This is a genomic window from Syntrophales bacterium, assembly GCA_023229765.1.
Taxonomy (GTDB): Bacteria; Desulfobacterota; Syntrophia; order Syntrophales; family UBA5619; genus DYTH01.
On the sequence record JALNYO010000041.1, the window covers coordinates 1 to 14,703 of the forward strand.

Annotated in this window: 11 protein-coding genes; 1 reads left to right on the forward strand and 10 read right to left on the reverse strand. The window is 54.6% G+C overall.

Annotation, left to right across the window (positions count from 1 at the left end; all coding sequences use genetic code 11):
- From M0P74_15425 to M0P74_15455, 7 genes are all read right to left on the reverse strand, one after another.
- A partial coding sequence (locus tag M0P74_15425) for a hypothetical protein (protein MCK9364977.1) occupies positions 1-195 on the reverse strand: 195 nt, incomplete at its 3' end.
- 11 nt (positions 196-206) lie between these two features.
- Positions 207-827 carry a superoxide dismutase gene (locus M0P74_15430; protein MCK9364978.1) on the reverse strand — a complete coding sequence of 207 codons (621 nt, stop codon included), beginning with the start codon at positions 825-827 and terminating at the stop codon, positions 207-209.
- 168 nt (positions 828-995) lie between these two features.
- Positions 996-1,703: an alpha/beta hydrolase gene (locus tag M0P74_15435; protein MCK9364979.1), complete on the reverse strand. Its 708-nt coding sequence runs from the start codon at positions 1,701-1,703 to the stop codon at positions 996-998.
- 13 nt (positions 1,704-1,716) lie between these two features.
- On the reverse strand, positions 1,717-2,088 hold the full coding sequence (locus M0P74_15440; GenBank protein ID MCK9364980.1) for a cation-transporting P-type ATPase: 372 nt from the start codon (positions 2,086-2,088) through the stop codon (positions 1,717-1,719).
- A 98-nt stretch (positions 2,089-2,186) separates the two neighbouring features.
- Positions 2,187-3,008, reverse strand: coding sequence for a hypothetical protein (locus M0P74_15445; GenBank protein MCK9364981.1), 822 nt, complete (start codon positions 3,006-3,008; stop codon positions 2,187-2,189).
- 251 nt (positions 3,009-3,259) lie between these two features.
- Positions 3,260-6,700 carry a filamentous hemagglutinin N-terminal domain-containing protein gene (locus tag M0P74_15450; GenBank protein ID MCK9364982.1) on the reverse strand — a complete coding sequence of 1,147 codons (3,441 nt, stop codon included), beginning with the start codon at positions 6,698-6,700 and terminating at the stop codon, positions 3,260-3,262.
- Positions 6,701-6,761: 61 nt separating this feature from the next.
- Positions 6,762-8,579 (reverse strand): hypothetical protein, encoded by a 1,818-nt coding sequence (locus M0P74_15455; protein MCK9364983.1) that lies wholly within the window; start codon positions 8,577-8,579, stop codon positions 6,762-6,764.
- Positions 8,580-8,918: 339 nt separating this feature from the next.
- Here M0P74_15455 and M0P74_15460 point away from each other — a divergent pair, with 339 nt between their 5' ends.
- Positions 8,919-9,947, forward strand: coding sequence for an endonuclease/exonuclease/phosphatase family protein (locus M0P74_15460; protein ID MCK9364984.1), 1,029 nt, complete (start codon positions 8,919-8,921; stop codon positions 9,945-9,947).
- A gap of 7 nt (positions 9,948-9,954) precedes the next feature.
- On the opposite strand, the gene cls is transcribed toward M0P74_15460, so the two are convergent.
- The 3 genes from cls to M0P74_15475 form a co-directional block, all read right to left on the reverse strand.
- On the reverse strand, positions 9,955-11,346 hold the full coding sequence (gene cls / locus M0P74_15465; protein ID MCK9364985.1) for a cardiolipin synthase: 1,392 nt from the start codon (positions 11,344-11,346) through the stop codon (positions 9,955-9,957).
- Positions 11,347-11,448: 102 nt separating this feature from the next.
- The gene (locus M0P74_15470) at positions 11,449-12,378 is read right to left on the reverse strand and encodes a hypothetical protein (GenBank protein MCK9364986.1); all 930 of its coding nucleotides are present in this window, start codon (positions 12,376-12,378) and stop codon (positions 11,449-11,451) included.
- A 62-nt stretch (positions 12,379-12,440) separates the two neighbouring features.
- Positions 12,441-14,630, reverse strand: coding sequence for a transglycosylase domain-containing protein (locus M0P74_15475; GenBank protein ID MCK9364987.1), 2,190 nt, complete (start codon positions 14,628-14,630; stop codon positions 12,441-12,443).
- Positions 14,631-14,703 lie beyond the last annotated feature (73 nt).

The window sequence follows — 14,703 nt, forward strand, 5'->3', positions numbered from 1 at the left end:
GCCTCGCGGATTGGCCCGAAGCGAGTTTTGATTATCGGAAAGCGCGACGCCCTGGTTCGTGGTGAGCTCGGGGTGCTCTCCACCAGCGATCTGATGCAGCTCGCCGCCGGCAGTCACTCGTGAGTGTCTGTTGGGAGTCGAACCCTTTTTCCGTTTATGTTTTCCGGAATTACTCGTCGTCTTTTGTTTGCTCATGATCAATCTCCTTAGCCAAGGTTATCTGCCGCGAAATCCCAATTAATCAACTTATCCAGCACTGCGTTGATATAGTCCGCGCGTCGGTTCTGGTAATCCAAGTAGTAGGCGTGTTCCCACACGTCGATGGTCAATAACGGTTTCTTGCCAGTGGTCATCGGCACATCGGCATTGCCGGTCTTGACCACTTTGAGCCTGTCGCCATCCAGCACGAGCCATACCCAGCCGCTGCCGAACTGGGCCATTGCCGCAATCGCCAACTCCTTCTTGCATGCATCCAAGGCGCCGAAGGAAGCCTCGATCTTTTGCTTCAACACTGCGGGTGGTTCACCACCGCCTTCAGGCCTCAGACTGTGCCAGTAAAACGTGTGGTTCCATGTTTGCGCCGCATTATTGAAGATCGCGGTCTTGTCGGCTTTGCCGGCTGCCGCGGTGATGATTTTCTCCAACGGCAGGTCCGCAAACTCCGTTCCTGCTATCAGCTTGTTCAGGTTATCGACATATCCCTTGTGATGCTTGCCGTAGTGGAAGCCAATCGTATTCGCGGAGATTACAGGACTCAGCGCGTTATCCGCGTAGGGCAGGGACGGTAGGACATGCGAAGATGCACTTTCAATCTTGTCATTGCTCATCATTTTTCCTCCTCTGTGGTGATGTGAAAGCCTATAGGCTTGCGTTTCAGCGGTGCCGAGCCAAGCATAGCGAGGCAAAGCCGTCCGCTGGCAGGGCTTGTTGGAAGGCCGATCGGTACGGCTCCCATGAACCGGCGCCACCAGCCAGGCGGCGCCGGCAAAGCAACCTCATGGCTTAATGAATGCCAGCAGGTCGGCGTTAAGCTGGTCTTTGTGCGTGTACGCGAGGCCGTGGGGCGCGCCCGGGTAGATTTTTAGAGTCGCGTTCCTGATCAGCTTCGCTGAGCGGAGAGCCGCGGCGCCGATCGGCACGATCTGGTCGTCGTCGCCGTGAATGATCAACGTCGGCACATCGAACTTCTTAAGGTCCTCGGTAAAATCTGTCTCGGAGAACGCCTTGATGCAGTCGAAGGTGTTCTTGTGGCCGGCCTGCATCCCCTGGAGCCAGAACGAGTCGATCATGCCCTGCGAAACCTTGGCGCCGGGTCTGTTGGCCCCGAAGAACGGGCCGGAGGCGAGATCCCTGTAGAACTGCGAGCGGTCCGCGATGGAGCCTTGGCGTATCCCGTCGAAAACCTCCATCGGCAAGCCGCCGGGATTGGCCGCCGTTTTCAGCATCAGCGGCGGGACGGCGGAGATCAGCGCGGCCTTGGCTATCCGTTTCGTGCTGAAGCGGCCGACATAGCGGGCGACTTCGCCGCCGCCCGCGGAGAAGCCGATCAGGACGGCGCCCTTCAGGTCGAGCGTTTCGATGAGCTCCGCGAGGTCATCGGCATAGGTGTCCATCTCGTTGCCGCTCCATGGCTGACTCGACCGCCCATGGCCGCGGCGGTCATGGGCAATGCAGCGATAGCCGTTGGAAGCCAGGAACAGCATCTGAGCCTCCCAGCTATCCGCACTGAGCGGCCAGCCGTGGCTGAACACCACAGGCTTTCCCGTGCCCCAATCCTTGTAATAGATATGAGTACCATCTTTTGTCGTAATCGTGCTCATTGTTTGCCTCCTTGCTATTTTTCAATTCCTTCAGCGCCCGCAGGTCACCGGTGAGATAGGAAAGTACGCCCAGCGCCAGGAGCAGGAGAACCAGGGGATTCATAATGATTCTCAAGAGACGCATCAGTACCGATTTGTGCTTTTCGCGGGCAATCTCGTTCTTCCCGAGCTGCTTCAAGCGAGAATCTGCTTCTGCCTCGCTCAGGCCGTCCAGTTGCGATCCAAGCTCTTTCAAAACGGTATCGGCATCGGCACGCGCTTTTTCCAACAGTTGAACGGATTAATGCGCCCCATCCCGGTCTTTGCCGTCAAAACGTGTCTCACAATACAGGGACATTGCTGAAGAACTCCCCGTCAGCCGGCCCGTCACAGTCGATGCCGGGCCGCTCCGGAGGTGATCCGTGAGGGCACTGATTGGCTCATGACCGGTACTTGCTCATGCTCATCTACATCATAGGATTTGAAGAATTCGCGGACCGAACTGGTTTCCGGCAGCACATAGACGATGCCATTCGTTTTGGTAAAAGTCGGGCGTATTATGTTCTTATAGAACTTCGCCGGGACATTGATGCAGCCGTAGGAAATGCGCTTGTCGAACGGTGTTGGAGTAGCCAGGCGCTCCAGACGGCGCTCCTTGGAATTGGTCGTGATCACCTGATGCATGGAGATGGCGCCGTCGTAGTCTATCCAGAGGATTTCCACTCCGCTCAAATTGCGTCCCAGTGCAGCCACAAAGCGGCCTGCCGGTGTTGTGCGCTCCTCGGGGCGGATGCTTGACAACTTGCGGTTCCCGATGCCGGGAACGGCGTCATCGCCAAGCGCAAGACCGAGCAGCGCAAGGGACGCGCCGCGGAGCTGCCCGTTGGCATGGAATACAAAGACTTTGGCACTCTTTTTGTCAACAATAACGAACGGCATGCCGAGATTGTCTCCCGAATCGACGACCCAGTCCGCAATGTGCCGGGCCTCGTGCGACGCGGGCTCCTGTTTGAAGTTCGCCCGCTTGAGACGATGTATCGCCACGGGCTGCTTATCATCAATATTCGATGGAGCTGCTGCGCCTTCAGCCGCAGGCAACGGGAACCCCGGATTGGACAACTGCGCAGCGCCATCCGCAGCGGCTGCCTGGTAAGCGGTAAAACTGCCGGCCAGCAGGACCAGGCAAAGTACTTTGACTATGATAGTCACAAAAGAACGTAAGCTCCCTGAGCGCTGGTGTTTCAGCGCCGGCCAAAGGCGCAGTTCGATATTTTTTCCATTTAGAAACATGTGGCGTCCGGGCCTCAAAAAAATAAGCGTTTCCGATGATCCCACCGGCTGACCTTCATCCCAATCTCCGTAACCGATAGACATCAGCAGGGTTAATTCTTCCAGCAAAAACTCAAGTCGTCGGCGCTACAAGTCTATTTTTTCAATCAATGGGCCAGTGCCAGCGGCTCTTAATTGCGGTCTTGTTTCCGCGGACGCTGGGGCGGCAAGTAGATATTCACTGGCGACGGCTCGGGGGCCACTATAACCGGCGCTGGCTCGACAGGCGGCACGGGTACAACTTCATCCGGCTTCGGCTCGACAGGCGGCGCGGGGGCCACTATGGCGAGGGCCGGCTCCACTGGCGGCGCCTCGGGCGCAACTACAACTGGTGCCGGCTTCACTGTCGGAGGCTCGGGCAGAACTGCAACTGTCACCGGCTTTACTGTCGGAGGCTCGGGCAGAACTATAATTGGCGCCGGCTCCAAAGGTGGCTGCTCTGGTGAAACCATAACTGGTAGCGGCTCCACAGGGGGCGGCTCGGGTGGAACTATGACCGTAGTTTCGCCTGCGGCGCCTTTAGCACCGGTTAATCCGATGTCACCCGGAACCCCTTGAATCCCTTGGGTTCCTTGACCACCGGTCAATCCTACATCGCCCTGAACGCCTTGAGTTCCTTGCCCACCGGTTAACCCGATGTTGCCCTGAACTCCCTGAGCTCCTTGGCTACCAGTCAACCCGATGTTGCCCTGAGTTCCTTGAACCCCTTGCCCGCCAGTTAATCCTATATCGCCCTGAGTTCCTTGAACCCCTTGGGCTCCTTGCCCACCGGTTAATCCTATATCACCCTGAGCCCCCGGAACTCCTTGCCCACCGGCTAACCCGATATTGCCCTGAGTTCCTTGAACCCCTTGGGCTCCTTGCCCACCGGTTAATCCGATATCACCCTGAGCCCCCTGGCCACCAGTTAACCCGATGCTGCCCTGGGCTCCTTGAATACCCTGCCCACCGGTTAATCCTACATCGCCCTGAGTTCCTTGAACTCCTTGGGCTCCTTGCCCACCGGTTAATCCGATATCGCCCTGAACTCCCTGAGCTCCTTGGCTACCAGTCAACCCGATGTTGCCCTGAGTTCCTTGAACTCCTTGCCCACCGGTTAATCCGATATCACCCTGAACTCCCGGGCCACCGGTTAACCCGATGCCGCCCTGGGCTCCTTGAATACCTTGCCCACCGGTTAATCCTACATCGCCCTGAAGACCCTGAATACCTTGGATGCCGGTTAGTCCGATGTCGCCCTGAACTCCCGGAAACCCCTGGCTTCCCGTTAGTCCGATGTCGCCCTGAACCCCCTGAGTACCTTGAACACCGGTTAAACCGATGTCACCCTGAGCTCCCGGAACCCCCTGGCTTCCCGTTAGTCCGATTTCGCCCTGAAGACCCTGAAGTCCTTGGATGCCGGTTAACCCGATATCACCCTGAAGTCCCTGAAGACCCTTGTCGCCAGTAATGCCTTGAATACCTTGAATACCTGCCGGACCGACCGGTCCTGTAAGCCCCTGCGCAAACACATACGAATATTGCGCCAGCGTTGCCCCCTCGGTCATCGTGAAGTTACCCGCATAATCCGTCGTCACGCCTATCGGATTATAAATCTTGGCTGATGAGGTCGGACCGGCAACGGCCACTTTGGGGGTGCCCGCAGCAAAAACCACGGCGCCGATTCCAGTGCCATCATTGCCAGCGCTCAGCACTACATTGCCCGTGGTCATGGTAAGGGCCGCGGTCGTGTCGTTTACATTGCGTCCGGCGTTGTCGGTAAGGTTCCCCCTGGTCGTTGTAACAGCGGTAAGTGTGTGGCTGCCGTCTTTCACGATGTTTACGTCGCGGCCGGCTGTCGAGGTAAAGCTTCCATCGGTCGTAGTAACGGGCGCATACAAGATTACGTCGCGTACGGCGGTCGCGACGAGGTTTCCCCAGGTGGCGGTAATTGCCTCGTTCACGATCACGTCCTGAACCGCCGTCAATGTCAGAGTTGATGCGGGTGCGTTCCCGGGCGCTTTTGTCCAGGTCACCACCGAATCGACGGTGATATCACCGCTCCCGAGTCCACTGGCGTTTGCCGTATTGATCGTGACGTCGGTGCCGGCGGTCAGAGCGGTAACGATGTCGCCTACAGCCACAGTGGCCGTGGTTGCGCTGACGTCCGGAGTGAAGACGCCGCCGACGAATGTCCCGTTGGTCGTCGCGGCCGCGATAGACACATCGGCCGGGTCAAGCAGCCATAAGCCGCCCTTGCCGTTCGGCGCGCCAGCATTGACTTTGCTGCCCGCGACGTCCAGCCAGTGGCCGGACGTTTCGATCAGTCCGCCGTTGCCGCCTCGTGCGCCGCCTCGCGCCGTAATATTGCCGTAAGCACGCGTCGAGTCGTTTGCCCACAACACGACCTTGCCGCCGTTACCATTCGTGATGGCGTCAGCAGTGATCGTGGAATCCGCGCTCATGTAAGTCGCGGAGGCATTGCGGACCGCCGGGTTCGCTCCTTGCAGATCGCCGCCCACCAGCACCGTTCCACCGCCTGCGTCGCCGGAGGCGGCGATTTTAGCGTTGTCAAAAAGGCCAACGTGCCGGCCGGTAACCGTAACCTTACCGCCGGTTTGCCCAGCGCCTGCTCCGGAAGAGTCCAATACGCCGCTTACATTCACTGTACCGCTTCGCATGTCGCCCAAAAGTATGATTGTGCCGTTGTGGTTCTCGACTGCCTGCGCCTGGATCACGCCGGTGTTGTTTACAGCGCTCCGCAACAGGTTCCCCGCCGACTGAGCAGTCAGCACTACCTGCCCGCCATCGGCCTGAATCAGGCCGCCGTTTTGAACCAGCGCGTTCACCGCACCCTGGTTCACGGTCACATTGAGCAGTCCGTCCCCGACCACGTCGAGGGTTACAGCGTTGCCCGCGGCAAGCACCACCGTGCCTAGTTTGGCCGAGATCACGCCTTCATTGCTGACACTCGCCCCCAGCAGGGCGACCTGGCCGCCGTCGGCGGCGGTGATCGATCCCTGGTTGAAGATCGTGCCATTGTTCGTAGCGGAAAACTGGTATCTCCCCGCCATGAAGTCGCCGTCGGTGATGTTGAGGGTAGAGGCCACCAGTCCGCCCACATTTACTTGCGCCTCCTTGCCGAACAGGACACCGTTCGGATTCAGCAGGAAAACCTGGCCGTTAGCCGAAAGACTGCCCAGGATATTCGAGGGATCTGAACCCAGCACCCGGTTGAGCGCTACCGAACTTCTGCTGGGCTGCATGAACCGAACCGCTTCCCTCTGGCCAATGTTGAAGCTCTGCCAGTTGATCGCGGCGTTCGGCGTTGACTGGATTATCGTTGTGCTGCCGGCGCCATTGCTGATGCTGGCGCCGCCTTTCGTTACGACGCCACCCTCAGGCAGTGCATAGGCCTTCGCTCCCCATGACATCATGAGGGAAATGACCAAGACTTTCAGGGTAAAGCGTACACAAGCACCCAGGAAGGTTGTGCCGGACGATGTTTTTTTGCCAACACTTTTGGCTATTTCGGAAACGGCTACAAAAGCGCCGGTATTGTTGTTCCGGATCAATTTATAAATGTGGTTCATTTTGTCACCTCATTATTCCTACACTCCTTGTGAAGTCAGTGTTCGTTTCCACCCGCCATCCTCAAAAGTATTTTACAAGCTGTACCCAGAATCGGCCCGAGGAATCCGGGGCTGAGGTCGCCGCTTCATTCCCCAGCTTGAAGGCGTAATACGCCTTCGCCGAAAAGTTGTTGTAATCCATCCAGTTTAGTCCCACCCCTGCCCCGCTCAGCGTTCTGCTGTTCGGCTCGCTTGTCCAGGGATCCTTGTTCACGGTAACCCTGCCCGTATCAACGAAGCCGATCAACTGCATCTGCCCAGGCAATCGTTCAAAAAACTTGGGTAACTGGCATCTGGCTTCCATAGTCAGCACATAACCCTGGTCCGCGTATGCTTCGCCTTCCGGATAGGCCCGCACGGCATACATGCCGCCCAGTTCCATCTTCTCCGAAACATCGAGGTTATCGAAGGCTAATTGCCCGTGGATGGAGGCATAAAGCGAGAAGGGATCAATCAAACTCTGCAGCCGCGTGGCGCTGAATCCAAGTTTGTTGTACAGGCCATCGCTTTGCGCTGTTGCCGCGTCTAAAGAGTGCGCTGCGTCGGTTTGGATGTCGAGGTTGCCGACAAACCAGGTGAACGAATAGCTGCTTATTCCCCCGCCGAAAAAATTGTCTTGTTCATCGCCATACAGGCTGGGCATTAACACCTGCGCCTGCTTGTCGATAACCGTCGCGGTAGCATCCATCCTGTCCTGAAACGTCTTGTAGTCAAAGGCGAGGCCAGCGTAGAGATTGCTGCGGCGCGAACGGATCACGGGATAGCTTCCATAAAGACTCGCGATATGGGCCGTACCACTGGCATGAAGGGGCTCAAATTCCTTGACCAGCCGGTATTCCAGAAAGCCGTAGGCTGCCCCGGCTCTCGCCTCGCCAAGCTGCAGCTCGTAAGATGCACGGGCATAGAAAAGCCCGAAGCCCGAAGTCACTGCCCGTATCGTGGCGACGTCGCCGTAGCCCAACGGTTCGTTGAAATTAATCGTTGTTCCTAATCGATACTCGCCGGTGTAGCGGTTACCGGCGTTGTCAACATCCACTTCACCCGTAATGCGATCCCCGGTTGTGATGTCAACAATCAGGTCCGCTGCCCCCACGGAGGCGCCTGGCACGAGGGTGGATTTGACCTCCATGCCGGGAAGGTCGGAGAGCAGCAGAAGACGTCGTTCAAGCGGGGCGATGGTGATTGTGTCTCCGCTGTTCAGGCCGCCGAAAATACCTTTTGCCGTATAATCGGAGAGTTCCCTGGGGGTGTTCAGCGTGATCTTGCCGTAGCGGCCTTCAATTACGGTGATCGTTACGACCCCGTCCTTGATCTCCTGCGCGGGCAGGTAGGCTTGCGCCACGAAATACCCCTTTTTGTGGTAATGATCCGCAATTTTTGACGCCATACCGCGCAATTCGGATAGCGTCAGTACGCCGCCGCCCGGCCTGAACCCGGTAATTGCGACCAGTTCGGCTTCGGAGTACAGCGTCTGCCCGATCACATGTAGCGAGTTGACCAGAATTTTGGCCTGATCAGAAGCCGGGGCGGCCGGCGCAATGCCTTGCTCGACCTGGATTTTGGGAACGGCTTTTTGTATGATTGGCGGGGGCGGAATCTGCTGGAACTGGCTGCCCGCGCTGGGCGGCTCGGCGGCCAAGGCGCTTTGGCTGAATGCCAATAAAGCAAAGATAACAGCTATTTGCCGCAACAAGGTCGAAGCGGGATTGCCCATCGCCGTCATTAGCGACGGCGCCCGTGCCGCACGCGCAAAGAGTCGCATGCAGGAGGCGATCAGGAAACCTGCGATCAGAATTGAAAGGTTTATTAACATTATAACGGCAGTGATTTTAATAATCATGGTTATCTCCTTTCTGCCCTTATCTCATAGATGACAAGGCTCATAGTGGTAAAAGCATAAGGCCTGCCAATAACCAAATAAAATCATAATATTTAATTAGCTGTTTAATAACGAATGATTATACTGACAGGAGTAAATAGCGGAAGGTTATGAAACGATCATTTGACCTCAACATTTGGTGGGACATCAAAATATTGAGGGTTATATGAGGGGGCCTCTCATATGAACACTGAATTGCTTATCTGTCGTACGGAAATTTGCTTTTTCTGTTATCATAACTATACTATCTTTATTGTTGGATATCGAATTCAACTTCATCTCAAACAGGGTATATGAGGTATGGTGAAGACAATAAGAATGAAAGGGCGTGTATTGGCCAAAAAATCACTCGCTCAGATTTATCAGCCAGTCGCTTTGCTTTGGGGTTTGAATCCGCTGCGAAGAATTCCCAAAGCCGAAATGGATTCTTTCTCTAATCTGCTGCCAAATACCGGATTGAACTTAAATGTCATGAGTTTTAATATTCGGCGCGGGACGAAGAAAGACGGTAAAAATCACTGGATATTCCGTCGTGACCGGGTGTGCGAACTCTTGAATTCTTATCGCCCGGATGTTTTGGGTCTGCAGGAAGCGATAGACTTTCAAATATCAGAGCTCCGCACCATGCTGCCCGGATATGAGAAGATTGGCATTGGAAATTTGGGCGGTAGCAAAGGGTTGCATACGGCCATTTTTTATGATGCGGTACGGTTCACCCCCTCTGCGGAGGGCACCTTCTGGTTTTCAGATACACCCGATATCCCGGGTTCAAAGGGGTGGGGTAACATCATCCCGCGAACCTGTACCTGGGCGCGGCTGATTGCAAGAGAGTCAGGGCAGGCTTTTTATTTTTATAATGTTCATTTGGATCATCTTTCCCGGCGGTCGCAAAAAAATAGCGTTGTTTTATTGACCCAGTTTATTCATGCGCGGTCTTCTTCGGATCCTTTTGTACTGACAGGCGATTTTAATTCCAGAGAAAAGAGCACGCCTATACAATATTTAAAAGGTAAAATTCCTTTAAGAGTCAAAACAAAAGGGAGTGTATTCAACCCCGAGCCATTAGTGGACACCTTTCGGATACGATATCCAAATATCAGACATGTCGTTACTTTTCACGGGTTTAGAAAATTTTTTTTCCGGTTCAAACTGGATTATATTTTTGTTCCCGCTTCTGTCCGGGTCCAAGCCGCGACAATTATTCAGACGCAATGGGAGAAATGCTACCCATCCGACCATTTCCCGCTGTTTACCCATATGGATTTGTCGGTAATCCCTGATTCTGCAAATTCCGGCGCTTTTATTGAAAGGGCTATGAACGATGCATAGGGTTGTCTTAGAGCCAATGGGAAAATAAATTCACAAACCACTCCCTGATCATAGGCAATAAAGGTCTTTTTTCCCACTCATCCCATTGAATCTGCCTGGAATCCGCAAGGTCCCTGACAAACATCTTCTCCATTTCGTCGGCAAACTCGTGACTCAGGATGACCGCATTCACCTCGTCATTGCTTAATAAGCTCAAGTTGTCCATGTTGGTTGAACCGACTGTTGACCAGACCTTGTCAACCACCGCGGTTTTCGCGTGCAACAGGGAAGTGCTGTGCTCGTATAATTTCACTCCCGATTTCAAAAGCCTGGAATAATAATGCCTCTGTGCATATAATGCCAACTGGGAATCGGTGATCCCCGGGAGAATGATCTTTACGTCAACACCGCGCTCAGCAGCATCCGTAAGGGCTTTTACGATCTGGTCGTCCGGGATAAAATAGGAATTCGTCATGTTAATCGAATGCTCTGCAAAAGCGATGGCCGACACATACACAATAAAAGGGATCCTGTTGGTCTCTCCCGGGGTGCTGCCTACCACTCGCACCAAGGCATTGCCCTTTTCTTTCAGATCGGGAAAATAGTTCCGCTCGGAAAGTTTCGCTCCCTTCTGCTTCAGCCAGGTGTCCATAAAGAGCTTCTGGAATTCGGCCACGGCAGGGCCTTCAATTTGAATGTCTGTGTCACGCCAGTGAATTGGCGTCTTTTCGCTTTGTTTCCGTCTGAAAGGATTGCTCGAATAAACCCCGCTGATGTTGATGCCCCCGATAATGGCGACTTTGCCGTCGGCTATTAAAATCTTGCGATGGTCCCGGTGTGTCAGTCCCCATTCCTCCCGGACCTTCAGTGGATTTATCGGATTGAATTCGACAACCTGAATTCCCCCATCCCGCAAGCGTTTAAAAAATGTTTCGGGCGTTTTTAGACTTCCCATGCTGTCGTAAATAATATTGACCTGAACACCTTCCGCCTGTTTTTCCAACAACAGATCGGCAAATTTGCGTCCTGTTTCATCATCTTCGATGATATAGCTTTCAAGGTTGATATGGTCCTTGGCATTCTGTAGCGCTTTGAACATTGCGGCATAGGTAGCCTGACCATCGTTGAGCAGAGTGACTCTGTTCCCCTTCGTCAGCGGGCTTTCGGTGACCGATTCTACCACCACAGTGTGGCGTTCCAGAATGTCCGTCGGGGCAACCGATCGCTTCAGCCGATCCATGATAGCCTTGCTTTTTTGGGGAGATAACAGTCCTTTGGACGAAACGATTTGACGAGGTTTCTGTGCAGCCGGCGCCTCATCAATCTTTTTTGAGACGTTCGGCAGGGTCGCACATCCAGTGTTGAGGCTCAAGATGGATATGACCAGAACGCACAAAAAGAAATTCTTTACGATTGTCATATGTTCCTTTCACCTACTTTTTGCATACGTTGAAGCGGATTTTCTTCAATGCGCCTCCCTTGACGCCGGATGCTGCGCCATACCGGTGAAGCGCCCGTGCATTCACTGAAGACCCGCCCCGATCACACGCTGGAGCATCACCTGATTCTTATGCTCTTTTGTCTTGAATGTAAGGTAGTCCTCCTTGTCCAGTTCGAAGAGCTGTATTCTGTAGCGACTCGTAAGATCATACCATTCGTTGATTCTCATGTTGAAACGACTTTCTTCGGGATAACGCAATGCATTCATAAAGGACTTGATCGCGAAATAGTACCGGACTGCGTTGCGCTCAATCGAGCCGCGAGGCCCGCTGATATAGACGGGTTTGCATTTGCTGTCCGTTCCTTTCACCGTGAACCCCGCCTTGTCCCGACCGAGTGTCGCAAAATAGACCTCTGTCGCGAGGCGAAGTGCAGCAAGGCCGCTGTATGCATAACTGACGTGTACAAAAGTCCTTCCCTGATCAAGGGGCAGGGCCTCAAACCTCATCCTGTGGTCCTTCGTGCCGAAAGGGCCCTCAGCGGCACTGAGAATGATATCCAGATACCCCTGTTGCTGAGCAACATTCCGGAAATGGTAAACGACCGGACGCGTGTCTTCCGGAGGCTGATAGACTTTACGGCCGAAGTAAAAGGTCAGCAGCCAGGCGCCCGACAGTTCCCTGTAGGTGCACGCTTTGACATTAAGATGGAGGGATACGATATCGCACCAGTTTGCCGGAACCTTGAGCATGTTGACAACGCTGCTGAAGGGATAATCGAATATCCCGTAGACATCCACAAGCACTTGGTCGCCTCGTTCAAGAGAGTCCAGAAAGAGAGGAAGGCCAAAGCTGTTTGCCTCCAACCTGGCCATGTTCCTGTGATAGGCGCCGAGCAGGATGTCCTCGCCCTGCCGAGGCTTTCCAACCGCTGAAGCGAAACCGGCAGAAAAATGAATCGCGGCTGCGAACATGAATAGGAAGAATATCGTAATGTTTTTATTTGTATGCATCGGGTCCGTCGTAAATGCTTTCAATGGCAAAGGAATCATCGCCCCAGTCGAAGGCTTGGGGATCATAGATCATTCCGTTGCCCGCTGCCTTTGTCACCTTTCAGGTAAGTGTTAATGTTCTGTTCCATTTCAGACGGGAACTCCGGCACGGGTCCCAATATCTTTTCGCGGTACGTCCTGAACATGATTTCTCTGAACACCGGAAGAGCCGCCCTGCTGCCGGTTTCTTTTGGTCCGAGGGAACGGTTGTCGTCAAAGCCTATCCGGACGGCGACAGTGATTCCTTCGGGCCCGTAAGTGGAGCCTATGAATAGCGCATCCCTGAACTCATTGGTCGTCCCTGTCTTTCCCATAACGGCAATCGGGAACCCTTTGGAGTTGAGCGAATGAGCGGTACCGCCGGGAATGCGTACGACACCGCGCAGGCCTTCCTGAATGAGCGAAAGAACGCCGTCGTCAAGATCGACCGGAGATCCCCCTGGTTTGTTATCGGCCACCACCTGTCCCGAATCGAGGACAATCCTCCGGATCACATAAGGCTGCGCAAGAATGCCTGATGCCATCGTGCGGTACGCATTGGCCAGTTCCAGCAACGTCACTTCGGAGGCGCCCAACGCTGTCGAAGCATATGGCTTCAGCGGCGTCCGGACCCCCAGTGTCCGTGACATCTGCAGAACGCTGTCAATCCCGATTTGCTCTGTAACCCAAATCACGACGGCGTTTCTTGATTCCGCCAGCGCTTCCCGGAGGGGGATCACGCCCTTGAATTGCCCATCGTAGTTTGAAATCCATTTCGTAATTTGCGCCCCGCCATCCGGAACACCGATCGGGTTGTCGGGAACCATGGACTCAAGGGTAAAGGTTCCCTGCCGAAACGCAGCGAGATAGACAATGGGCTTCATTGCGGACCCGGGTTGCCGCAGGGACTGAGTAACACGGTTAAAATCACTGTGCGCTGCGGAGCGGCCTTTGTAGAACCGACGGCCACCCGTCTCGGCGACGATGCCCCCATCGCTGTTCCTCAGCACAACGGCAGATCCCTGGATCAGCCCTTTGGAACGCGGGTGTCGCTTCTCATAACGTTCGAGGCCGCTCTCCAGTGCCTCATCCATGATTTGCTGCACGCGGGCGTCCACTGTCGAGTAAACGTGGATACGTCCCTGCAGAAGGTCTTCAACGCTGAGGCCGGCGCTGAGGATTTTGAGCTCCTGCAGGACATTTTCAACAACCGCAGGAGCCTCGAGCATTTCGCCCCGGCGCCGCACGACCGCCGGAATCGGGTGCTGTTCAGCCTCCCTCTCCCTGTCCCGAGAGATAAAACCGTTGACGGCCATAAGCGCCAGGATTTGATTTCTTCGCCGCAAGATTCTCTTGGTTTCTTTGGCGCTGGGAGCATAGCTGCGAGGCGATTTTGCGATGCCTGCCAGCAGCGCCGCCTTATCCGCATCCTCCACGGTGAACGTGGCGATAGGCCGCCCAATGTAGTATTCAGCCGCTCTCGCAACACCGTACTGACCGTTTCCCGTGTAAACAAAGCTGGCATATCGAGCCAGAATTTCTTCCTTGGCTCGGCGTTTAGAGCCGAAACAATTCTGCATCTCTTCCTCGACCCACAACGACAGTCTCATCTCCTCCAGCTTCCGGAACAGCTTATTGGCGCTTCGCGGGCCAATGACGCTAGACAGTCCACGTAGCAGCAGTGTCCCGTGTAAAAGCGGTTTGCTATTTTCTTGAGCCGTCAGCTTTTGAAGGAAATAACCACGCACAAGCTGTTGCGTGATGGTCGAGCCGCCTTGCGGAAAGATTCCGCCGCTATTGATCTCCTCTCGACCTGCCGACCTCGTAAGGTGTGACGCCAGGGCGCCGATCCGCACTTTGCTCAATACGCGGGGAATTGTGGAATAGTCAACGCCGCTGTGTGAGAAGAAATTCTTGTCCTCGGCGGCGAGAATCGCATCGCGAACAATGGGCGGGATATCCTTATACCTGATGTTCCGCCGGTACTCTCTTGCCATTTCAATGAATGGCTGGTCTTTGGCATCGTAGATGCGGCCGATTGCAGGAAACTCAAACCGGACAAATGGTCCGATGTCAGGAAGGTTGATTCGGTCAAAATAGATGTGATGGAATCCGACTGCAAGAAGAGCAGCCGTGATGACCGTTGTGCAAACAAGCAGGCCAACGATACCTCTCTTCCAGCGCAGTCCGCCAAAGCGGATACGACAAACTTTACCAACAAAATTCCTTTGCATCCTTTAAAATCCCGCTCCATTTCTCCTTGCTGCCTGAAGGCCGGATAAGCCACGCTGAGATCATGGTCGGGAT